Annotated in this window: 23 protein-coding genes; 15 read left to right on the forward strand and 8 right to left on the reverse strand. The window is 39.8% G+C overall.

What is annotated here, in order from left to right:
• Positions 1 to 118 precede the first annotated feature (118 nt).
• Both MHH87_RS01825 and MHH87_RS01830 read left to right on the forward strand, forming a co-directional pair.
• Positions 119 to 991 (forward strand): GNAT family N-acetyltransferase, encoded by an 873-nt coding sequence (locus MHH87_RS01825; protein ID WP_340747625.1) that lies wholly within the window; start codon positions 119 to 121, stop codon positions 989 to 991.
• Between the two features lie 282 nt (positions 992 to 1,273).
• A complete protein-coding gene (locus tag MHH87_RS01830; protein WP_340747626.1) occupies positions 1,274 to 1,408 on the forward strand; it encodes a hypothetical protein in 135 nt (44 codons plus the stop codon).
• A gap of 117 nt (positions 1,409 to 1,525) precedes the next feature.
• On the opposite strand, the gene helD is transcribed toward MHH87_RS01830, so the two are convergent.
• Complete coding sequence (gene helD, locus MHH87_RS01835; RefSeq protein WP_340747627.1) at positions 1,526 to 3,766, reverse strand: RNA polymerase recycling motor HelD; 2,241 nt, start codon at positions 3,764 to 3,766, stop codon at positions 1,526 to 1,528.
• Positions 3,767 to 3,923: 157 nt separating this feature from the next.
• On the opposite strand from helD, the gene MHH87_RS01840 reads away from it, so the two are divergent.
• Positions 3,924 to 4,634, forward strand: a complete 711-nt coding sequence (locus MHH87_RS01840) for a glycerophosphodiester phosphodiesterase (RefSeq protein ID WP_340747628.1) — start codon at positions 3,924 to 3,926, stop codon at positions 4,632 to 4,634.
• 23 nt (positions 4,635 to 4,657) lie between these two features.
• Positions 4,658 to 4,816, forward strand: coding sequence for a hypothetical protein (locus tag MHH87_RS01845; protein WP_340747629.1), 159 nt, complete (start codon positions 4,658 to 4,660; stop codon positions 4,814 to 4,816).
• Positions 4,817 to 4,898: 82 nt separating this feature from the next.
• Here MHH87_RS01845 and MHH87_RS01850 read toward each other — a convergent pair whose 3' ends face one another.
• Positions 4,899 to 5,921 (reverse strand): DUF2804 domain-containing protein, encoded by a 1,023-nt coding sequence (locus MHH87_RS01850; RefSeq protein ID WP_340747630.1) that lies wholly within the window; start codon positions 5,919 to 5,921, stop codon positions 4,899 to 4,901.
• 174 nt (positions 5,922 to 6,095) lie between these two features.
• On the opposite strand from MHH87_RS01850, the gene MHH87_RS01855 reads away from it, so the two are divergent.
• The 3 genes from MHH87_RS01855 to MHH87_RS01865 all read left to right on the forward strand — a co-directional run bounded on the left by MHH87_RS01855 (position 6,096) and on the right by MHH87_RS01865 (position 7,995).
• The gene (locus MHH87_RS01855) at positions 6,096 to 6,596 is read left to right on the forward strand and encodes an amidase domain-containing protein (protein ID WP_340750850.1); all 501 of its coding nucleotides are present in this window, start codon (positions 6,096 to 6,098) and stop codon (positions 6,594 to 6,596) included.
• 262 nt (positions 6,597 to 6,858) lie between these two features.
• On the forward strand, positions 6,859 to 7,431 hold the full coding sequence (locus tag MHH87_RS01860) for a nitroreductase family protein (protein ID WP_340747631.1): 573 nt from the start codon (positions 6,859 to 6,861) through the stop codon (positions 7,429 to 7,431).
• Between the two features lie 219 nt (positions 7,432 to 7,650).
• On the forward strand, positions 7,651 to 7,995 hold the full coding sequence (locus MHH87_RS01865) for a DoxX family protein (RefSeq protein ID WP_340747632.1): 345 nt from the start codon (positions 7,651 to 7,653) through the stop codon (positions 7,993 to 7,995).
• 58 nt (positions 7,996 to 8,053) lie between these two features.
• Here MHH87_RS01865 and MHH87_RS01870 read toward each other — a convergent pair whose 3' ends face one another.
• Both MHH87_RS01870 and MHH87_RS01875 read right to left on the reverse strand, forming a co-directional pair.
• Entirely contained in the window at positions 8,054 to 8,671 is a 618-nt protein-coding gene (locus MHH87_RS01870; protein ID WP_340747633.1) for a LysE family translocator, read from the reverse strand.
• 48 nt (positions 8,672 to 8,719) lie between these two features.
• Entirely contained in the window at positions 8,720 to 9,670 is a 951-nt protein-coding gene (locus tag MHH87_RS01875; protein ID WP_340747634.1) for a MerR family transcriptional regulator, read from the reverse strand.
• A 591-nt stretch (positions 9,671 to 10,261) separates the two neighbouring features.
• Here MHH87_RS01875 and MHH87_RS01880 point away from each other — a divergent pair.
• The 8 genes from MHH87_RS01880 (at position 10,262) to MHH87_RS01915 (ending at position 20,050) form a co-directional block, all read left to right on the forward strand.
• Positions 10,262 to 12,475, forward strand: coding sequence for an MMPL family transporter (locus tag MHH87_RS01880; RefSeq protein ID WP_340747635.1), 2,214 nt, complete (start codon positions 10,262 to 10,264; stop codon positions 12,473 to 12,475).
• Positions 12,476 to 12,770: 295 nt separating this feature from the next.
• Positions 12,771 to 13,583, forward strand: coding sequence for an SDR family NAD(P)-dependent oxidoreductase (locus tag MHH87_RS01885; RefSeq protein ID WP_340747636.1), 813 nt, complete (start codon positions 12,771 to 12,773; stop codon positions 13,581 to 13,583).
• 1,047 nt (positions 13,584 to 14,630) lie between these two features.
• Entirely contained in the window at positions 14,631 to 15,527 is an 897-nt protein-coding gene (locus MHH87_RS01890; RefSeq protein ID WP_340747637.1) for an acyl-ACP desaturase, read from the forward strand.
• A 22-nt stretch (positions 15,528 to 15,549) separates the two neighbouring features.
• Positions 15,550 to 15,804 (forward strand): hypothetical protein, encoded by a 255-nt coding sequence (locus MHH87_RS01895; RefSeq protein ID WP_340747638.1) that lies wholly within the window; start codon positions 15,550 to 15,552, stop codon positions 15,802 to 15,804.
• Between the two features lie 611 nt (positions 15,805 to 16,415).
• Positions 16,416 to 17,450 carry an Rpn family recombination-promoting nuclease/putative transposase gene (locus tag MHH87_RS01900; protein WP_340747639.1) on the forward strand — a complete coding sequence of 345 codons (1,035 nt, stop codon included), beginning with the start codon at positions 16,416 to 16,418 and terminating at the stop codon, positions 17,448 to 17,450.
• A 320-nt stretch (positions 17,451 to 17,770) separates the two neighbouring features.
• A complete protein-coding gene (locus MHH87_RS01905; protein WP_340747640.1) occupies positions 17,771 to 18,355 on the forward strand; it encodes a VanZ family protein in 585 nt (194 codons plus the stop codon).
• 112 nt (positions 18,356 to 18,467) lie between these two features.
• The gene (locus MHH87_RS01910; RefSeq protein WP_340747641.1) at positions 18,468 to 19,310 is read left to right on the forward strand and encodes a reverse transcriptase-like protein; all 843 of its coding nucleotides are present in this window, start codon (positions 18,468 to 18,470) and stop codon (positions 19,308 to 19,310) included.
• Positions 19,311 to 19,435: 125 nt separating this feature from the next.
• Positions 19,436 to 20,050, forward strand: coding sequence for a PH domain-containing protein (locus MHH87_RS01915; protein ID WP_340747642.1), 615 nt, complete (start codon positions 19,436 to 19,438; stop codon positions 20,048 to 20,050).
• Positions 20,051 to 20,176: 126 nt separating this feature from the next.
• Here MHH87_RS01915 and MHH87_RS01920 read toward each other — a convergent pair whose 3' ends face one another.
• From MHH87_RS01920 to MHH87_RS01935, 4 genes are all read right to left on the reverse strand, one after another.
• Positions 20,177 to 21,073: a DMT family transporter gene (locus MHH87_RS01920; protein WP_340747643.1), complete on the reverse strand. Its 897-nt coding sequence runs from the start codon at positions 21,071 to 21,073 to the stop codon at positions 20,177 to 20,179.
• 625 nt (positions 21,074 to 21,698) lie between these two features.
• Positions 21,699 to 22,388 (reverse strand): enoyl-CoA hydratase/isomerase family protein, encoded by a 690-nt coding sequence (locus tag MHH87_RS01925; protein WP_340747644.1) that lies wholly within the window; start codon positions 22,386 to 22,388, stop codon positions 21,699 to 21,701.
• Positions 22,389 to 22,560: 172 nt separating this feature from the next.
• On the reverse strand, positions 22,561 to 22,719 hold the full coding sequence (locus MHH87_RS01930) for a hypothetical protein (RefSeq protein ID WP_340747645.1): 159 nt from the start codon (positions 22,717 to 22,719) through the stop codon (positions 22,561 to 22,563).
• Positions 22,720 to 22,924: 205 nt separating this feature from the next.
• Positions 22,925 to 23,536, reverse strand: a complete 612-nt coding sequence (locus tag MHH87_RS01935) for a TetR/AcrR family transcriptional regulator (protein WP_340747646.1) — start codon at positions 23,534 to 23,536, stop codon at positions 22,925 to 22,927.
• Positions 23,537 to 23,630: the final 94 nt, after the last annotated feature.

The following is a 23,630-nucleotide window of genomic DNA, read 5'->3' on the forward strand; positions in this document are numbered from 1 at the left end:
AAGGCGCGTTCACCTCTCAAATTAGTGCGTTTACAATTTCTCTTTATTCAACAGTTGCGGCATCCTAAAACCTCCTCTAAAATAAGGACATAATTTAATTTGAAGTGGAGTATTATACATGAATTTTTCAATAATTACTGTGTCATTTCCGATTGATGAGGAAACTCATGCGGAAATTAATACGTTATGTAGAGAGGCGGCGACAACAGACGGCAGTTGCTATAACATAGTGTTGAATTTGCCGTTTGCCAAAAGCTATGAAACGAAGGGTTTTTATGTACTCGCTTATGATGATGACAAGGATCAGCTTGTAGGGGCGGCAAGTGCTGTTGATATAATGGGGCTCAACACCTATGAATGGTCAATTTTAGTGGCACCGATGTATCGACAGCTCGGGATTGGGGATGTACTGCTAAATGTGTTGCGTGAAGGCATGGAGGTGCGCGGTGCAGAAGGCGAGCTTGCATTAGCTGTTGAAGGCAAAACATACGCGCGTGAATTTTTAGAACGCCGCGGCTATATGTATAGCTTTTCTGAGGCGACGCTTGAAGCGAAGGCGGAAGTAATGACGCCTCGTATGGATTTAGAGATTCGCCCGTTCCAGTCCAAGGATACGGAGGAACTAGTTGATATTTTTAGTGAAGCATTCGGCGATATGCGTGATGAATCTTTGGATTTAATTACGTATAATACGACGACGGCTGGGCTCATTTTATGGGTAGCGGAACTGGATGGTAAGGTTGTTGGTAGTGTCACATCGCGCAAGGAAGGCGAAGTACAGTGGGTTACGGCGCTTGCGGTGCATCCAAAGTTTGAGGGGCGCGGTATCGGCTCCGGTTTACTAATGTGGATCAAGGATGTAGCACTGCGCGGCGGAGAGAAAACGATTTTACTCGACGTCGAAGTGGAAAATGATCGCGCTCTCGCTGTTTACGAAAAAGCAGGTTTTATGAAATCCTCACAAATTGATTATTTTGTTTATGTAGGATAAATTTTAATTGAAAAAGCAAGGGGAATCGTAACACCTGATTTCCCTTGCTTTCTTTTGTTTCATTTTAAACCACATGCAATAGTGACAGTTTATTTGAATAAATGGTGGGAATTTTGTTGAGTGGGCAAGCATTCCAATCAAAGGGAAATGCCGTCAGTTCAAGAACAATAGCTCAAGCTAGGTACATGGTTTCCGCTTCACAATTAGGGAACTCTACTACTGCTTTTTGTCGCATAAATGTGGCGGGGTACTCATACAATTATACAAAGAGGAGGAGGAATTATGCGTTTACCTGCATTGCCAAAGGATGATGACAAGAAACAAGAGAAACGATCGAGTTGGGAAGTACTCCGAGAAGCAGTGGGAAAAAAAGTACCGCTTAAGAAGCCATTTTTTAAAATACCGAAACGTAAATAAAACAGCGTCCCGTTACTCTAGGGCGCTGTTTTTTTATGAGGTTAAGAAAAGACATCACCTCGCCGTTTTTGGACGAGTTGTGTCTTTCTAAATGTCGGAGAGCGGCTAACTGGAATATTAGTTTGGTATTTCTTCTAGTAAAAAGGTCTCTTTACTCGGCCCAATTAAATACAATTCATGCATCGCACGCGTTAACGCTACATACAGCAGCTTGCGGTCAATGGCATGGTCAAAAAATGGAATATAGAAGGCAGCTATCATAACCGCATCAAACTCCAGTCCTTTCGCGAGATGACTCGGTACGACAAGCAGTTTTTCCTGATCAATACCAGAGTTCTCGTTTAAAATCTGCGCAGGGAAATCCGCAGTTTGTAATGCTTGAACAAAGGTTTTTGCTTCATCCGTTGTTTTACAAATAAGTGCGATTGAGCGGTGGCCATGTGATTGTATTGTGCGATACGTTTTTACAATTATTTCTGGATTAAAACTTTCACAGTATAAAAATTGCGGCAGGATGCCATGACGTACAACGGGTTCAACAAGCGGCAAATTGTCGTCCATTTTTTCGAGAATACGGTTAGCCACTTCCATAATTTCGATTGTTGTACGATAGCTTTTTTGCAGTGTAGCATACGTTGCGCGTGGGAATAATTCGAGCACTGGCGCCCATTCTGTAAGAGAACGGTAGCTATGAATTCCTTGCGCCAAATCGCCAACCATTGTGAACATATCCGTATCTAGGCCAGCTTTCAGTGCTGCAAGCTGGAACAAGCTATAATCCTGCACCTCATCAATGAACACGACGCGCATTTTCCATTTGTCATCAATGCCTTTCATTTTCGCATGTAAATAATAAAGTGCGGCTAAATCTTCTAATGCCCATAACTCTTTATGATGTGCCAGCGTAAATTGTTCGATTTCGTCAAGTGTCCATTCTGGTGCCAGTTCGTTAAGTAGCGTACGGTTTGTTACAATATCACGATAACATTTTTTGATTTTTGCTTTCTGGAATTTCCGCATGTACACAGTGGCGGTTGATTTGACTTCTTGCTTGATTTTTGGAATGCGCTCGTCTCGCTCATCGATGAATTTTGTCACAATGCGGCGGCGGTTTTCATCGTTGCGAATACCGTTTAATGCACGACCAATTGCTTCTTCATAACGATTGTTGAGTGCGCTCAGTACTGCTTTTGTTTTGCGTTTCACCTCAGTTTGAACAACTTTTTTAATCCGGTCGAGGCGTTTTTCAATCGGCATATACGCAAATTCAATAAGGAAAAGCTTTTGTAAATGGCTACCCCGTAGGATGCGATATTTTTCGATAAACACATCGTCGAAGAGAGCGGCAAGCTTGTGTTCATGTACGTGTAGATAACGATCCATCATGATTTGGTACTGCCGGGAGCCTTTTATTTGTGAAATATTAAACTGAGATAGTATGGCACTTTTACTAGCGATAATTTGTTCGAGCTGTTCATTTGGATTTTGCAGCTTAAGTTTAATACTCGTTGCATTTTGTACGTATTCGGCATACGTCGTTTGGCATATTTTATCAACGCCAAGTTCTGGTAACACATCACCAATATACTCAATAAATAAATTATTTGGCGCTAAAATCATGAGCTGCTCTGCTTTAAAATGCTCGCCCATCGTATAAAGGAAGTATGATATTCGGTGAAGCGCAATCGTCGTTTTCCCGGAACCCGCAGCGCCTTGGACAAGGATTGGCTGGCGTAGATGAGCACGAATAATTTCATTTTGCTCCTTTTGGATTGTGGACACAATTTCAGTTAAACGTACATCCGCCTTGCCTGAAAGCGCGTCCTGTAAGAGCTCATCGGTCGTTGTTAAATCTACATCCTGGAAACTAAGCAGTGTTGCCTGCTCGATTTTATATTGGCGCTTTGCAAATAGGTGACCCGTCAGTTCCTCATCGCGCACCTGGTACGTCAAATCGCCAAGCCGCCCGTCATAATACACGTTCGCAACAGGAGATCGCCAGTCGACAATGATCGGTTCATGGGTTTCATTATGAAAGAGCGATGTTTTTCCGATATAAAGAAATTCCTCTTCCTCGCCTTCACGCTGGAAATGGATACGCGCGAAGTAAGGCTTTTGACGAACAGCCTCAAGCCCTTCTTTTTGGTTGCGGGCCATCTCAAAAAATCTTGAGTTCGTCAATATATTTAAATAACTATCACTTGAATCAATATATTCTAAATTGGCCATCGCCGTTCGAATATTGTCCTGTGCCGACTGTAAATCACGTTGCGCACTCAGTAAAATTTCTTCCATATAGTGCGTCGTTTCGTGCAAATGGTCGACCTCTTTTTGAAAATCAGGGTGCTCCTCAATCATTGTCTTTCCTCCCATCACCTGTTAAGTTAGGATTTTATACTACTAGAGTTTTCCATCTGATTCAAGGAATGACGTAATTTTCATTTTGAATTATTTGTAATTTTTTTTCGTATCCTCATAATAAGAGAAAAGAAGACTCGATAGGAGATGTTATTGTATGAAAATATATGCGCATAGAGGATACTCTGGTCGTTATCCTGAAAATACATTAGCGGCGTTTAAGGCGGCAGCACGTTTACCAATTCACGGTGTGGAGTTGGATGTGCACGTAACGGCAGATCAGGAGCTCGTCGTCATTCATGATGAAGCGATCAATCGCACATCTAGTGGGCGCGGTCTTGTAAAGGATATGACGTTGCAACAGCTGCGTGCATTTGATTATGGTGCGTGGTTTCATGAGGATTTCGCGGGGGAGGTAATTCCAACACTCGCGCAAGTGCTCGACGTATTTTCAGGCACTCCCCATCAGGTTAATATTGAGCTGAAATCGGATGTATTTGTGTATGCAGGTTTGGAGCAGCTCGTGTTGCGTGAAGTGGAAGCGCATAAAATGACAGAGCGGGTAGTCATTTCTTCTTTTGATCATGAGGCGGTGCAGCGTGTTGGGATGCTTGCTCCACATGTAGAGAATGCGGCATTGTTTTCTACAATAGTATTGGACGTTGCTGAATATGTGAAATCGATTCCAGCAAAGGCAATTCATGTGTCATATCATTATGCACTACGAAAGCCAGTGCGCGAGGCGATTAATGCCGGGTGTGTTATACGTGTGTATACGGTGAACACGTTACAAAGACTAAATATTCTGCGCGAAATCGGAGTGGATGCTATTTTTACCGATGAACCGGAAAAAATGCTGAGTGAGTAGGAGCGTATTAAAGGGGAAGGGGTGTGAACGAACCAAGTGACATGCTGAACGAACGGACTTGTAGTGTGAACGAACCAACTCGTGCCGCGAACGAACTAACATTTGTGAACGAACCAACTCACCATGTGAACGCACTAAACCAGACGCTATCCGCACTAAAATCAGCCCGCATCCCAACCTGAAACCCCAAAAAAACACTCATCCAACCCCCAACCAATCAAAAACCCGCCTCCATCTAAATAACAGATAAAGGGGGGCCAAAAATCACCACTTTGCAATATGTTCTTCGATGCAGCCGAGCATTTGCTGGATATGTAGCACAGTGCCGTCCTCCAAAGAAATTTTACCATTATAGTAACCGATCATTTGATGGACTTCGGAGCGGATGAGCTTGGCGTTCGTTTCGGCAATGCGTTCGAAAAAGGGTGTGAACGTTAATGAAACATTGTCGCTGAATTTTGATGTGACGGTCCAAGGTTTCATGAAATTCCAACGGTCATAAGTAAAAATGACGTCCTCATGAATTTTCGTCATGGTCCCGTTAATGAATACAGCATTTTCGGTCATGCCGGTGCCGTCTGTCCATTGTCCGCCGAAATTCAGTCCGATGCGCCGCCCGCGAATGCGCTGCGAGGCCATACCCCAATTCCATGTTGCTTCGCGTGGCCATACACCGCGGCCATAATCCAAGACGGCGAAGCAATCTTCTTCATTAAATGTAAAGCGGCGGTCGCCAATTGTGACATGGCCGGAAGTTGGCAAAGTATGGTGCTTCGCTGTGAACTGGAATGTTTGGCGATTCCACGGGATGACGACGTTTAACGAATCATCATCTTTTGGATGGTGAATTGTTAACTCTGCATGTAAACGATCACCGTCAAAATTAGGCGAAATGACGGTTAACTGCGTGTTTCCGTTAAAATAAGTAATTTGGATGGATAATTCACTATTAGCAAACGTTACTGTCTCTAGCACCTGTGTGGGCATCTTTATTTTCGTGCCGAGTGGAATGGTGATTGTTTTCTCGAAATAGCGTTGCGTTTCGTATTCAAGGAAATAGACAAAGCAAACGGCCGCATAGTCTAGATGGCTGATTGTTGCAGAAAATAAAATATCCTCGCCGTACACACACCAGTAGTTCCACTTTTTTTTACGTAAAAAGTGGCCAGTTAAATTACAATCAATGATCGGCTTGCGTGCAAAACCAATTGCTTCCGGATTTAAATTCCCTTTTTTATCACATAGTGGTGTGAGCTGAACAATCTCTCTTTCTGCATGCTGCTTCATCTAAAACCCCTCCGTTACTAAACAATTTCTATTGCTCTTATTGTAGCAAAAAAATGTGGATATCGGGTCCTTCTTGCTTTGGATTTGTGTGAAGGTCATGGCAAGCTGTACATACTAGAAAATTTATCAACATATTATGAGAAAAGATAGAGGAAATAGAAAGGATGATAGAAAATTACAACCTTTTATAATCGAGAAGCTGCTGTTGAGTATGCGAAGCGGTGGTGGGACGGACAGAATCCACGCTTTCCGACATTTGAAGTGGATTGTACAAATTTTATATCACAATGTTTATATGCAGGTGGGGCACCTATGCGCGGGATGCCGAACAGAGGGCAGGGCTGGTGGTTGACTGGGCCTAATGAGCAGTGGAGCTATAGCTGGTCGGTGGCGCATTCACTTAGATGGTATTTAGAAACGTCAAAAAGAGGTTTGACTGCAACACGTGTCGGGACGCCTGGCGAGCTATCAATTGGCGATGTGATTTTGTATGATTTTCAAGGGAACGGGCGCGTTGATCATAGTACGATTGTGACAAGTATTCAAAACGGCGTCCCATATGTTCACGCCCACACTTCGAATAGTGAAAATCGTCTGTATAGCTATACCGATTCAACCGCCTACACTCCGCAAATTCAGTATTTTTATTTTAAGATAAGTAATGTATTCCAGTAATTACAATTGTTTATATACCGATATAACATAACGTTCGCATATAAAGGTCAAAATTGTATTAATTCTAGCGGAATCAAGTATATTTTAAATCCTTACAATTTATGATATGGTTGAAAGCAGTTAGTTGGAATTGAGAGAAATAATCGTAGCAAAATTTTATATGGTTAAGAAAGTACTCTTTTCTTATCGACATATTAAATGGCATCATCTCGGTTTTTTTACGAGATGTGACTTTCTAATTTTCTTAAGGGGCGAAATAACAATGAATGAACAATCATTATCTGTAAGAGACGCAGTTATCCAAAGACGTTCAATTAAAAAATTTAACGGCCAACCAGTAGACCGTGAAGATTTACTGAAAATTATTGATGATGCAGTGTGGGCACCGAATCATGGTAACCGCGAGCCTTGGCGTTTAGTCGTTGCTGGTGGCGAGGAGCTAGAGAAGGTGTTTGTATTATTACGTGATTTAGCCGTGCCGAAATGGCAGGAGCTTTCAACAGAAGCGCTTGCGGCACAAATGCAAAAATTCACATTAGCTGGTGGTTATGCATTTATGATCGTACCAGAAGATCCGCGTCAAAAAGAGCGTTTAGAAGATTATGCTGCGGCTTCAAGCTTCCTGCAAAATATGCAACTGCTTGCGTGGGATAAAGGCATTGGGTCATGCTGGAAAACACCTGGCTTCCTAGACGCACCGAAATTCCGTGAAGCACTAAACGTACAACCAGGCGAACGCGTTATTGCGATGCTACAAGTTGGCTATTTTGACGAATTACCAAAAGGAAAACAGCGCAAAACATCAACGGATATCGTAACAATCTTCGGCGAATAATAATAAAGATTTTCTATAAATGAAGGAATCGGCGTAATGTCGGTTCTTTTTTGTGCGTAATTGTGGGGTGTCAGTCACTTCAATTTTTTTTTTGTACAGCTACTTTTTCGACAAATGTTGCAATATAGTGTATAAACAAATCTTTGTGAAAACAGTTGGCGATGGCGATGCGGTTTTTTGTGTAATACGGAATGTATTTAATAAAAACGGAGGTGACTTATGGAAATCATGGTGTGGATTTTACAAGTTATACTCGGCGCAGCGTTTTTAATGGCTGGGCTAGGCAAACTAGCTGGTTCTAAAATGCATAAAGACTCGTTTACTCACTGGCGATTACCTCAATGGTTCCGCTTAGTGACAGGTGGAGTAGAGGGAATTGCGGGGGCTTTACTAATCGCAGGTTTTTGGCAAGGAGATTGGATAGTGTACGGTGCAATCATGACTGCGGCAGTGGGTGTCGGAGGGGTTGCGACACATGTTCGAGTAAAGGATCCTATGAAAGCTACAATTCCGATTGCGGTTCTTGGTATTTTAGGACTTATTTTAACTTATTTAGTTTATTGAAAGCATGCATATTCGAAAGAGGGATGATCCGTATGTTGGATCATCCCTCTTTTTTACGTTATTTTGAAAACGCAATACTCACACCAATAACTGCATAAATAGCGCCTTCGATTTTCGTTAAATGATTTGAAATTGTGCGATTTTTTGATAGTAGTTTGCCAATACGACCTGCGAGTAAACTGACCGCACTGAAAATTACAAACGCCTGCACTAAGAAAATAAAGCCAAGCACCAGCATTTGCTCCGGAATATTTGCTGTTCCGCGGACAAACTGTGGCAATAACGCTAAAAAGAACAGCGACACTTTCGGGTTTAGAATGTTCATAATGATGCCCTTTTTATAAAGCTTGCCGTATGCAATCGTAGGTTTCTCCCCGAACTGAACACTACTTCCAGGTGCACGAATTGCCCCAATTGCAAGGTAAATTAAATACGCAGCTCCGGCAAATTTGACGATTGTAAAAATTGTTGCCGAGCTATAAACAATTGCCGAAATCCCAACAACTGCCGCAGTAATATGTACAAGTAAACCGGTGCACAAACCAAGTGCAGTCGTTACTCCAGCACGCGCGTTTTGAGAAATGCTCTGCGCTATCACAAATAAAATATCTGGCCCCGGCATAACCGTCAGCAAAATTGCTGTACCTAAAAAAGAGAGTAGTACGACAATATCCATTTCAACACTTCCTTTAAGTTTGCGATAGAAAAAGTGTAAAGGGCGCTTTTACACTTTGTGAGTACCAAATATAATCTCTAAATCATTCGTTAATGTAATGTGCTGCAGTACTGCATGCTCCAGCGCACCAGCGCCACCTAAATAAAACTGAATTTGCGGATTTACCGCGGCGAACTGATCCAGCTCTTTAATTTCAGATACATGCTCTTCAAATGGTGTATTTGTAGATGCCGTTAGTAGCACAATGCTTGGTTTTTTTAACTTCACCGTCGCTTGAATGGCAGATGGTGCTGGAGAGGGGCCAAGCATTATCGTACGGTAACCGCGCAACATACATCGGATAAGCAAAATGTGCATTGGAACTTCGTGACGCTCGCCCGGTAAGCAGCTTCCTAAAATAAGTGGGGCGCTGTCTGAAATAGGAATGGTTCTGCGTAAGTTCACTAAAAAATCACGCACAGCTAAGCTCGATATTGCCTCCTGATATTCCCCCCACACGCCTTCATACCATAAGTCCCCAACACGACATAAAAATGGCGTAATAATTTGCTTCAACAGCGTTTCTACCCCCATAGTGAGCTGAGCCTGCTGTAGCACATTCACTATGGCGCCATCTTTTCCACTAGCTCCTAATGTAATAAGCTGATCAACGAACGCTTGCGCAGTTGGATTCTGTGCAGATGGCTGTGCAAAGTTTGCCGTTTGAACGGCGTATGACTCAATCGGATTCGATAGGATAGCGTCACTCATTGTCTCTTGGCTCGCTTGCTGGGATTTGATAATTTCAGCGGCGTGCTTCGGTGAATGGCCCGCATCTGTAAGACGTTTAATATCCTGTAAAATTGCCACTTCATTATATGAATAAATGCGATAACCATTGTCTAAGCGGCAAGGGGCAATAATTTGATAACGATCTTCCCATTTACGGATGAGCTGCTTTGATACCCCCACCATATCGGCCACCTGCTGAATTGAATAAGTTATTTGTTCGTTTTTCATTAAAATCGACCTCGATTAAATTTGATTTCACCGGCGTTCCAGTAATATCGCTTATCCATACAGTATCACTATGTAGTGCAAGAGTGAAACAAGAAATTTAAAATTTTATTGATAAACGTTGTGCAGTGGTTGTATAATGTTTGTATAATGTAGGTGGTGTTCTTTGCATTGTAATCTGCTATTCCTTGTAATATATAGTAGTGTTTTCATAAAAAAGCAATTTGTAATCCGTTTTGTAAGATGATCCAACGTTCTCAATTACTAAAAGTTGTACAATGTTTGGTCAATTAGAATTACGGATGGTAAATAGATGCGGTGAATTTGTAGATAGTCTATCTGGATTTCTAAATCATTCTGTATAATTTCTAAAAGTAACTGATAAAATCATAAAATAAGACTCACCACCAAAAGTTGGGGATGACAACTAGAGTAGGATGATTGTTGATTGGACGGAGCTTAGTGAGGGAAGCGGCTCATCGAACGCCCTTTGGAAAGCGTCCAGCCAGAACGTAAATGAACTCCAAGTTATGTTGTTGAACGTAAAATTTCTAAATAGCTCAAAAAATAAGCAAAAAGAAAAGAGGATAACTTATGAAAAAGCATCCACTTGAAAAATGGGGGGATCTTGTTGGTGGAAAGCGCTCACGTTGGATTACGCTAGCATTATGGCTTGTGATTGTTGGTGTTTTAGCTGCCGTATTCCCGCAAGTGAGTAGCGTGGAAAATTTCGCAGGGGACGATTTACCTGAAGAAATGATGTCGCGCGAAGCAAGTGCACTTATAAAAGAACAATTCCCTTCAGATTCTGGAATTCCGTTACTCATCGTGTGGTATAAGGAAGCAGGACTTGAAATAGCCGATTTACAAGGTATACAAAGCTTGTACAGTAAGTTAGCTGAAAATCCGTTAGACGGACAAACGACACTTCCTCCACTAGGTCAATTACCAACAGAGGCACTGCTCGGCTCGGTTTCTGATAACGGTAAATCCATTGTAACGCCTGTGTTTTTCTCCACAGAGACGAACACGGAAACATTACAAGAAAACCTAGAAAAAATTTCCGGAATTACAGAAGCAGAAATCGGTGAAAATCCGTATACAACGGGTTTAGAAGGGGAAGAGTTACGTGCACGCTTCTCCGGTCCAGTCGGCATTGCCATTGATGCGACAGCTCTATTCAGTGAAGCTGACGTGAAATTAATGACTGCGACAGTCGTCCTTATTTTAGTGCTACTGATTGTATTATACCGTTCACCATTACTTGCAGTTATTCCTATATTAGTAGTAGGGGTTGCGTTCCTTGCGGTGAGTCCGCTCCTTGGTTGGTTTGCAGAAAATGGGTGGATTAGTAAGGATGCGCAGGCGGTTGCAATTATGACGGTTCTGCTATTTGGGGCAGGCACGGACTATTGCTTATTTTTAATTACGCGCTACCGTGATGTATTATTGGAAGAGGAAAATAGATTTCTAGCAATTAGCCGTGCATTAAAAGAATCTGCTGGTGCCATCGCCATGAGTGCGCTGACGGTTGTTATCGGTTTAGCAACGCTTGGTTTAGCGAACTACGGGGCGTTTCAACGCTTTGCGGTGCCGTTTAGCTTCGGTGTTTTATTAACAGGCGTGGCCGTGCTAACGCTACTACCGGCAATACTAGCAATTTTAGGTCGTGCTGCATTTTGGCCATTCATCCCGCGAACAGTGGACATGGAGAAAAAGCGCGCGCGTGAAACGAATAAGCTTTACAAGGAGCCGAAAGAAAACCACCGCTTCATGCGCAAAGTGGGAAACTTCGCAACAGGTAAGCCGTGGATTGTTATTATTATTACAGGGGCAATTTTAATTGGGCTGGCAGTTGTGTCAACGCAAATTAAATACAATTATGATTTACTGTCTTCATTCCCAGAGGATATGCCGTCGCGTGAAGGGTTCGCGCTCATTGAGGAGAACTTTACCCCGGGTGAGCTTGCGCCTGTTCAAGTTTTAGTTAATACGAATGGTGCTACTATGGATGTGAAGGCTGATCTTGAAGCGCTGCCATACGTAGGTTTGGTGAAAGAAGTGCGGGTTGGTGCAGTAGATGCAAATATTCAACTGTACGAGGTAGATTTAAATAAAAACCCATACTCAAATGAGGCAATGGATGATTTAGGAGATATGAAAGAGCAAGTTCCATCTATTTTGACAGCGGCTGGTTTAGAAGATGCGGAGGACAATTACTGGCTTGGCGGAGAGACGAGTGCACAACTTGATACAAAAGATGTACAAAGTCGTGATGAAAATGTCATTCAGCCGGTGATGATCGTCATCATTCTGCTTGTCTTACTTGTCTATTTACGCGCAGTCGTTACATCGTTGCAATTAATGGTTACAGTTGTCGTGTCATTCTTTGCGGCACTTGGCGCGGGCTGGCTTATCCTGACGATGTTCTTTGGAGCGGAATCAATCGCAAGCTCCATCCCGCTGTATGCATTCGTATTTATTATTGCACTTGGCAATGATTATAATATATTTATGATCTCAGACATTTGGAATAATCGTCAAAAAGGCCAGGGACATAAAGAGTCCATTGCAGGCGGCGTTGCTTCTACTGGAGCCGTTATTACATCAGCTGGACTTATTTTAGCCGGAACATTTGCGGTACTTGCAACACTGCCAATCCAACTACTCGTTCAGTTCGGTGTCGTCACAGCAGTCGGCGTATTACTCGACACATTCATCGTACGCCCACTACTTGTACCAGCAATTATCACTGTATTTGGACGTTGGTCTTACTGGCCAGGCAAGCTGTTTAAGAAGGATTTATAAGAAAATGGAGTGCATCTGCTTATAGCGGGTGCACTTTTTAGTGGATAAAAAAAATATCTTTCCCATGTGCATAAGTAAAGACATCAACTCGCCCTATTTTGGGCGAGTTGTGTTTTTCTAAAGAAGATTTCTCTACTAGAAAAAAACAAGTTCTACTCAAACTTATTAGTTTAATTATTGATAATTTAATGCTAAACTATCCAATGTTAAAAAATTTGAAAATGATGAATGTGAGCATGATGTATATTTGTAAATACATAACTCTTTCGTCGCTTATTGTAGGAGGAATTTCTTTATGAAACGTGTAGAAAATAAAGTAGCACTAATTACGGGTGGCGCATCTGGAATTGGTTTATCAGCTGCAACATTATTAGCAAAAGAAGGCGCAAAAGTTGTTATTGCGGACTTTAATATTGAAGGTGCAAAAGAAGTCGCAGAGTCTTTAGTAAAAGAAGGCTATGAAGCAGCAGCAGTATTCCTTGATGCAGGTGATGCAAAATCTATCGAAGAAGCAGTTGCATTTACTGTTGAGCAATTTGGTACTCTAACAGTTCTATTTAATAACGTTGGTGGAACTAATTTACGTAAAGATTTAGATGTTTTAAACATCGATTTAGATGAGTGGGACCGTCTTGTGAACATGAACTTAAAATCAGTATTACTTGGTAGCCGTTTTGCTATCCCTCACATGCAAAAAGCTGGTGGAGGTTCGATTATTAACACGGCTTCAATGGCTGCTTTTGCAAGTGACCAAACACGTACAGCGTATGGTGCAACAAAAGCGGGCGTTGCAAATATGACTAAAAGTATTGCTACTCAATACGGGAAAGATAAAATCCGTTGTAATGCAATCGCACCAGGCCTTATTTTAACACCTGCTGCCAAGGCTAATATTCCACAAGGTATGCTAGATATTTATTCTAAATTCAATGCTCTACCATACCACGGTGAAGCAGATGATATCGGTCATGCCGTTGTATTCTTAGCCTCTGATGAATCTAAGTTCATGACAGGTCAAACACTTCAAATTGAAGGTGGCCATTACCTTGCTAACCCAACAATTGCAGATACAAATATTTGGATAGCAGCTCAACAAAATAAAGCTTAATAAACAATTTCTATGCTTGTTAACCGTGTGAAAAGCTTTGATTAATGTATTTTCACATAATGTCACTTTTTTATAGGATGTTGTACGATGAGCTCAGTCTGGTAAATCTATAATTGCTTATCAAACACTTGTAGCACAATCTTCTTGCCTTAGTACTTTCTTTACTAGTAGAAAGCATTAATTCCGTTATAGGAAATCATGTTAGAGGCATTGACGTTCACAAGCGTATATTTGATCCGATAAGAATCTCTTATTTTCTCAGTTGATAGCTGGAATAAGGGGTTCTTTTTTTTAACTAAATTACCTATTTATGTATAGTATTACTGGGATGAAAAAGATACAACTCGCTCAAAAGAGGGCGAGTTGTGTCCTTACTTATGTGGATGGGAAAGCAATGCTTACTTTTCCAACAAAAAACCCGGAAATAAGATTCCGGGTTTGATTACCACTTACATTTATTCCTCCATGACACGCTGCCTCGCTTCCGCTTGGATCTTAAGATTTACCTAAGACAACCGTACGTTAGCTTTGTTCAGTAATGACGGTCCTTCAGAGCTATTGTTCATTCGCACTCATCGGGTTAACCCTCCAAGTCATATTGGATTTAAAGTGAAATCTTTAATAGTATAGATCAAATATTATTTTTCATACATATTATTTTTTGTGAAAACAGATTTTACTTTTATGCTATTTGGAGTAAATAAAAAAGACACACCTCGCCCAAAATAGGGAGAGGTGATGTCCTTTCTTAGCCACTAAAATAGGGGGATTCTAGAAATTTTAATTCCCAAGAGCCGCCAGTATTTAAACAAGGAGACTAAATGTTATATTGTACTAACGCCACAGGTTAGTTGAATAACAGCAAGTGTTGCGATACGTAAATAGTGAAGTATAGTCTTTATATTATGCAACGAGCTCCCTGTTGAAACTGGTATTAACTCCTAGCGTTTTTTCTGTGTTTCTTTTATTACTAAAATAAATTATAATTGTTAAGAAAATTCAAATGGTTTACAGTTAGACAGTAAAACACCTTAAGGAGAAAAGATAATGTTAAATTCAGATTTGGATATCCGTTTAGAACCGCGCATTAAAGAATTATATGAATTGCATAAGGAACGCTCTGCAAATATTGATTGGAGCTATCACGAATTTATACCATGGGACAAGGCTATGTCCTTTAAACGAGTTCCTTGGGATGAGAGTCAAGTAACACTTCCGGAAGGTGTAATTATTGCGATAGAAACAGCATTACTTACCGAAGTAAATTTACCTTGGTATACGTCGCATTTAGATTATACATTTAAAAATTCAATGGAAGTAATAAATGATTTCGTTCACACGTGGACTGCTGAAGAAGACCAGCACTCTAGCTTGCTTGAAACGTATTTATTGGTGACACGAAACGTAAATCCGAAAAGATTGCATGAATTAAGAAAACGAGTTGTTGAAAACGGATGGTTCCCAGACTTTACTAACCCACTAGCAACAATGGCCTATACGTCATTACAAGAATTAGGTACACTCGTTTTTTATAATAATGTAGCAAAAATAGCAGGCCAGTACGACAAAGATTTAGCAACATTACTTCGACGTTTAGCGAAAGATGAGGCACTTCATTATGCATTCTATCGCGACACAGTGAAGGCACATCTTGAACTTGATCCAAACTTCATTGTATTTTTTGAAAGTGTAATTATTAATTTCTCTATGCCAGGCGCAGTTATGCCAGACTTTAACGAGAGAATGAAAACGATTGCAATAAATACAAATTATGGACCACTGCAATACTTTGACCAAGTATTAGATGTAGTTGTTAAATACTGGGATATCGCTAACTTACAGCCTACTACTGAAGAGGCCAAACAATCACAAGCGAATATCTTGAAATATCACGGGCGTCTACAAAGAATTAAAGACCGTCAACTAGAAAAAAATAAAAAGTAGTTGTATGAAAGGGTTTTTTATTATGAAAACAACTTGCGAATTATGTGAAAAAGAAACGATAAATAAAGTAAGTTATTTAGAACTTGAAACGTGGGAATTTGATTTTTCAAAAAATGAAAAAAAAGATTTCCACACGATTTGTTTTGAATGCTTTGATAAACATACGAATAATTTTATTGACAAAGAAATGGATCTTGATTTGAGAAAAAAACGATCTCTTTTGGTGAATAAAGAGATTCAAGAAGAAATTGAAGCTATTCTTGAAATCGAAAATTAATTTCGTAACTATATTTATTGGGCCTAAGTTGACCGCATATGAGCAAAAAAATCATCTAGGTTCCAATGATGTTAGCACGTTAAAGTTCGATATGACTTGGTGATATTTGGGTAATTTTTGAGGGGCAGAGGGACCGATTTTGAAAAGCAAGATCGCCTCCTTCCTTTTGCCTATAAGTATGGCTAGTAGAAAACTACCGAATAAGAGAATAAATGTGCAAGGGTATATTAGAAGTTGTGAAGAATTCTAATAAAGCTAACGAGGGCTATAGTTGAAACTTCGAATTTAAAACCCAAAAATGAGCAGACTTGATTTATTTAAAATTCAAGTCTGTTTTTGTTTGCGCTTTTTTGAATCTCACAGGTTATTTAGTGTGTTATCCGTGTTTTCCATAAAGCCGGTGCACATTTTTCGTGAGATATGAAAGTATAATTTTGAGCATATAAGCATAAGAGAGAACATCTCCTTCCTTTGATGCGTAAGTCTTTCTAATGGTGGAAATAATTAGTTTGAGCACTTTACTCTTTTGTGTTTGACGCTTACTTGGTGATTCCATACAATGAAATCAGATAGCAGTGCGGTCAAATATTTACTTGAAAAGAGGAGATTATTTGACAAAAGAAGCTGTACTGAGTATTCCATTACCACGTCTAATGGATTTGAAAATTGATTATGCGTTTAAGCAATTGTTTGGCACAGAGAAAAATAAAGATATTACAGTACTATTTTTAAACGCGGTTTTGAAGCGAACAGGTCGCAATACGATTCAAGATATTACCTTCCATAACACCGAAGTGGGCGGCGAATATTTTGAAGATAAGCAATCCAGGCTTGATTTGCTCGTTGTGACACAAGCTGATGAATGGATAAATGTAGAAATTCAGTTTACTAATCAGTTTGATATGGTAAAACGGTCATTATATTATTGGTCAAAAGTGTATGCAAGTCCATTAGAAAAAGGACAGGGATACAGTGCACTCAAACCAGTAATAGCAGTGAATATTTTAAATTTCAACTTACTGCCAAAAACAGATCTTTTTCACACGACCTATCATTTAATGGAGGATGAGGAAAAGACAAAGCTAACAGATGTGATGGAGATTCATTTTATCAAAATTCCTAAGCTCCTTCGTGATTGGAAAAAGAAAAAACTTGATCCTTGGAATGACTTACTCGCACGCTGGCTTTTGCTTTTAGGAATGGTGGATCATCGTAATAAAAAGATAAAGGTGTATGAAGATATTTATAAAGAACTGGAGGGAATTGCGATGAAAGATGAACCATTACAAGAAGCATTTTCAATATGGCAACAGCTGAGTCTATCGAAAGAACATTATTTAGCTTACGAAGGTCGACTTAGACGTATCCAAGATGAAGCGGCAGCAATCGCCGAGGCTAAGCAACGAGAGGAAGAAGCGGCAGCGAGGGCATTAGAAACAGGTCTGCAAAAAGGTCTGCAAAAAGGTCTGGAACAAGGTCTGGAACAAGGTCTGGAACAGGGTCTGCAACAAGGATTTGAACAGGGCCAATCAATAATTGTTCAGCATTTGTTCGCACAAAAATTTACGGTGGAAGAAATTGTTAAATTAACGGGACTTTCCGAAGAATATGTGATGAATATTCAGAAGCAATCCGACAAGAAATAATAATCTTTCATCTAAGGAATCAAAATCCGAGGACTATCCCAATGTAGTAAACGCCACTATATTGGGATTTTTTGCTGTTAAGGAAATTATAAAATGTCGCCATGTGGATAACATTCAAAAAAGTAAATGCAACGTCTAGGCTAAAGCGCCAGCCCCTCGAGGTCGCGGTCTGTCCTCGGGCGAAGGCAAAGAGCGCCTTCACTTCGGACTCGCAAGCAGCTTGTAGGGGCTAAGCAGGCGCTTTAGCTCTTTTGTTCTGCCCGCAACTATCACAGCCTATACTTCGTTCTATTCTATAAAGAAAATAAGTAGGTGAGATTGTGATTACTGCATTTTTGAGCAGTATGATGTTTTATATGGTATGTACGTTTCCTTTGTATATCGTTGCGCGAGTGGTGTATGTGAAGTGGCGCCGAGTGCACTTAAATCTTGTCCGGGAACTGCTACTCGCACTTTTTTCCCTCTATGCGATTGCCATTAGCTCGCAAACAATTATTCCGCACTGGTCGATTGGCGTAGATAGTGAAACAGGCAAACTGTTTGTGGATATGCATTTGCGCCAGTATAAAAGCTATAATTTCGTGCCATTTTCGACGATTGAGATGTACTTTGTTGGCGTAGGGGATACGGCAAGCCAGTGGAGCCTGATTTCTGTGTATAACTTAGCAGGAAACGTGATATTATTCGTACCAATTGGACTATTTGTACCACTTCTTTGGCAGCGTTGGCGCACATGGCTGGGAATACTCATGGTCGCGATTGCGGTGCCTTTTTTTATAGAATTTATTCAATATTTTATTGGCAGAAGCTCGGACGTAGACGATTTAATCTTAAACGCAGTCGGCATTATGTGGGGGTATTTTGTGTACAAGCTGTTCGCTGCGATTCTATCGATTAAAAGGTGAGAAAAGAAACTGAAAATCCCACTAAAATCTATTATTCTCCGATGACACTACAGCATGATATAATGGAAAAAAATTCAATTGTATAGATAGTAGAGTTCATTGGGGTGATGAAATGGTAGCGAAGAAAGCTATTTATGCGGTGTACGGACCGGAATTTAAGGGAATTGTGCGAGCGCATAAGGAATACAAGGAAAAGGTAAATGGTAAAAAGAAAACATTCGGCAAAAAATGTGGCTCGGTGGAGGAGGCCCAGCACTGGCTCGATTCATTTAGCGACACTTTGAAAAAAATGGCTCACAAAGCTGAAAAAATAGAGGGCTACTATGCCGTGCATGGTCCACAATTCAAAGGAGTCGTTACGACATTAACGAAATTTAAAAGCCGCATGACTGGTCAAAAAAATACATTTGGAAAGAAATTTACAAGTGATGCAGAAGCACAGTATTGGCTCGATAATTTTGTAGGTCCAGTCAAAAAAATATCACCTCCACCCCAACCAGTTGTAGCCGAGCCAACCGTAAAAAATGTTACACTCCACCACATTCCGCCAACGCAAGAAGTGGTCATTTATATTGATGGTGGCTTTAAAGATGGTATTGGAAAATACGGAATTGTGGCCTATTCACCGAAAAAAAGCGACCGTATTTATCAAGATTTTGGCTTTGTTTATGATCAACAGTTTAATAATTTGAAAAATACTGGGGCAGAATTAATGGCGTGCTTACGTGCATTGGAATGGGCATTTTCTAATGGTATGAAGACCGTGCATATCATTTATGACTATGAGGGGGTAGCCGATCATTTGGCGAAGGCACAGTCCAATTCGGCAATGCACTTATATCAAAATATGATTGCGGGTTTCCAACAACATTTGTACATTCACTTCCTCCATGTGCGCCATGGCAACAAGGAATTTCACAAGCAAGCGCATAATTTGACGCAGCTTTCATTATAAAGGATGGGTACTTTAGGGTGACCGGCTCACACTGTTATAGGGGATGATTACTATTTTACTTTGGGTGAAACTTTTTTATGGGTGATCTCGTATAAATTAATATCCAAAAAGAGGGGGACTTGTACATGTTTAAAAAATTTGCTTCAGATGCGCTTGGTTTATCGGATATTGGCGTGGTCGTTCCGAAATCGGATTTTGATAAAACCGATGCCGACGATTTTATTTTCAATGAAATGGATGAGGAAATTTACTTCCTTATCAAAACAAAAGCGGATGAGTACTGCTTTACAAATTTTGCGCTGATTCACGTGGACGGGGCGAATGCGATTAGTAAAAAACGGATGCTACGCCGCTATGATTATGAGTATCACACAATTGATCAGGTGCTACTTGAAACAGCGGGAACGATTGACTTAGATGTTGAAATCAAGTTCACGATTGGCAATATCCCGATGTCGATTGATATTCACAAAAAACATTTAACGGAAATTAAAGATTTATATAAAGCGTTACATGCGATTTCACTTAAACAAAAATCGAATGCATTTAGCATGGATTCGGCGAAACAAAGCTTAACCTTGGCGGCAAGTGCGTTAGGGCGTATTGGCAATGATGCCATTTCACCTGCCGCAAGTTTCAAGGAAATCACGAGCTTTTCTCACCGCTGGATGATGGATCAAAAATCGGAGTTTGTGAAAAAAGATTTCGGCGATGTGTTTGAGAAATATATAAATAACTAATGAAATAAAAGAAACCACTCAAATCGCAATTTTTGAGTGGTTTCTTTTTTGATAGATAAGTAAGGACATCATCTCGCCCTACTTTGAGGCGAGAGTGATCTTCCTAAATTGGTGTGTATTGCATGATTATTTATGCTGTTCATATTGCAGTTGAGAAGGACTACTTTTCCGTTTAAAAGTTGGCTTCACTTCTGCAAATAGTATAGCGACGAAAATTAAAATACACCCTATAATCATACGCCCTGTTAAAATTTCATGTAAAATGATTACCGAAAAAATTGTCCCAAATAATGATTCTGTGGACAAAATAATGGCCGACTTTGTAGGATTTGCATATTGCATCCCGATGTTTTGACAGACATAAGCAACCGCTGTAGAAAACACGGCCAAATACACAATTGCGTATATGCCTTCGTTTGATACCGTTGTTGGGATCTCACCTAAAATGATTACCGCAAAGACGCCTAATAACGAAGCAGTGAAAAATTGTACGATGGTTAATGCCAGTGCATCTTCTGTTTTTACGAAAACATTTGTGTAAAAAATATCAAATGCGAAACCAACTGCACATAATAATGAAAACACATCGCCAATATTGATCGTCATCGAACCTTGTAGTGACAAGAAAGCAATGCCGATAAAAGCCATAATTGCTGCAATCATTTCAAAGCGGTCAATTTTTCGTTTATAAATTACATAAGCAATTATAGGAACGATCATCACATTAACCGCAGTTAAAAATGCGTTTTTCGATGGCGTCGTATATTCGAGCCCCATTGTTTGAAGAGCAAAGGCAATAAATAAAATTGTCCCGAGCACAGCACCCTTCCACAAAACGGATTTGTTAATTAGCTTCAATTTTTTATAGAAAATTAAACTTAAAATAATTGTTGCTAATATAAATCGACCTGCCATTAACTGAAAAACGGTTAAATGATTGAGCCCAATGTCCATCCCAATAAATCCGCTTCCCCACATAATGGCGGTAATAAGCATTAAAATCTCACCAGTATATTTCTTCATCTTACGCCTTCTCTCTATGGCCCTGAAAATAAATTGAATAAATTAACAATACTCAAAAAAGAAGTAAAAATAAAGTGTATTTTAATAATTTCTTTTGGTTGTTTATGCAAACGCTATATTACTGCGCCTTTCTAGAATCTTTCTAATGAAGAAAATGGGGTGAATATAAACAGTGGGAATGTAAAATGTGATCTATTACGTTAGAGAACTGATCAATCGACTGCTGAAATCGCTCAATTAATTTCACCTGCATCATATCAAGCAATTCGTTTACGTACATGCGCGGCAAAACCTATGCGGTTTATTTCGCCATAACCGTAGAATAAGCTCAAGCCCTACACCTACAGATTCACAGCGCACCCCTCCAAAATAGAAAAGTACTTACCGATAGATAGCACGTTTATTATTTCCGGCGCATCCGGGCGTATTTGATGTTATGTGAGTTGTAGGAATTTCTTTGATGTATAGGGGAAGGGGAGGAATGGAAAAAGCAAAGCCGCTTGTGAAGGGCTTTGCTTTAATAGGCCAAAGTTCTTCACGCAGTAACGAAAATTACTTATATTTGTTATTGATGAATCCTTGAATATATTCCTTTTTCAAAAATTTAGACTCACTAATCATAATATCACCAATATCTAGATGCAACTGAGGCATTCACAAGCTTTTTTGTATTCCGAGTCGCTGGATTGCCTCGTTTTCTCAACTTCTGAATGATTTGCTCGACTTCTTCATTCATGCTGTCAGCGGCGACGACTTTATTGATGAAACCGATGTTATAGCAAGCTTCTGCCGAAACATCATCACCTAGCATTATTAATTCTTTCGCCTTTACTACACCTACTTCTTTTACTAATTTCGGTGTGCAGCTCCAAGTTAAAAAGATGTCTATATCTCTTTCTGGAAGGTTTAGTACAGAACATTCAGTCATGAGACGGAAATCCGTTGTCATCATTATGGCGATACCCGTACCATAAGAAGAACCGTGAAGTGCCGAAATCGTAATTTGTTCTAACCTTTCAAGCTTATTCATCATTTCTTGACCGATAATTTGCATATGGCTTAACTGCTCAGAGTTCGGAGTTTTTCCATGTAGATGTTCCAATTGTTCAACGAAATCTGCGCCTGGAGAAAAGATTTTTCCACGGTTCGTAAAGACGACGAATTTAATTTCGTTTGTATCTCTTAGTAAATCTGCTAATTGGATTATTTCCTGGATCATCACAGAATTTACAGTATGAGCTTTGTTTTTACAATTTAATGTAACGGTTAACACGTCAGTATTTTTTTCGAGAAACAATGTTTGAAAATGTTGCATACTTACGCAACTCCTTTAATGTACATAAATGACTTGTGGTTACTAGTAATTTTTTCGAATACAGGTGTTTTCGCCATTGATTTCTCTAAAGTACCTGGTCCATACCAAGTAACTCTTGGCGTAACGCGTGCCTCTTGTTTCAACGCTTTGCACATTTTTTTTCTAAATTTGATTAAGTATTCGCATCTGTATTTGGAACATATTTCATTTTAACGAGTAAAGACGGCTCAACTTGAGGACAAGCTTGTTTTAAAACAATGCGCATTTCGCCGTTTACGTCAGGCGTTAAGTTAGCGAGGGCTCTTTTTGGTGAGTCATGATCCGTTGGCAATGTATGAACGCTTCAATGCATGGTATATGTTGCGCCAAAACATCAATATGTTTAAACTTTTGCTGCTAAAATCAGGAGTTATTGTAGCAATAGTTGATTTACTTATGTATGTTTGGCGCGCGGTATTGCATAATATCGTCATTGTTCATTGTGTTCAACAATTCATTTACATAGCGTATTTTTCTCACAGGAACATTTCCTTAAATTATGGAATCCACGTCTGAATTCGTTTTCTTAAAAGTGTTTGCATATCCTGCACATCATAAAATCCGATAATAAATAAAGTACTTTGCTGGATCGTAAAGCCAACAATATCCCAAGCGATTGTTCGCACGTCCATCGTTAAATGCAATAGTCCATCATCGGTCCCTTTTTGCAAAATAGACTCATATATAGATGCATAATTTTGATAGGAATCTCTTAATACTTTTCTCACATCGGATTCATCTACTTCAGAAATTGCCTGGTAATAGACTTTTAGTTCTTTTTGGAATTGCTCCATATTATTGAAATAAGCCCATAAACTTTTTTCAATCGTCACAATGTAATCATCTTTCGTTTGTAAATTCTCAGGTTGGAAAAACTCCCTTGTAAAAAATTTAACAATCGTTTGTTCACTAGTCGTAATAAGAATCTCTTGAAACAGCTCACTCTTTGATTTGAAAAACTTATAAATCATTGGATCCGTAATCCCAGCTCTTTCCGCAATATCGGATACTTTAGCTACCCGATAATTAGACTCTGAAAAAACATCAATCGCAGCACGTATAATCATTCGTTTTCTTTTTTCAGCAGGAATCCTTTTTTCAGTAAGCATGATCGAATCCTTTCTAGTGAGATGTAATAATAGGTTAGTTAGTAGCTACTAACTTATTTGAATATTTAAATTTTATTGAAAGTTAAAACTCATG

Source organism: Solibacillus sp. FSL H8-0538, from assembly GCF_038003525.1.
Lineage (GTDB): Bacteria > Bacillota > Bacilli > Bacillales_A > Planococcaceae > JBBOPI01.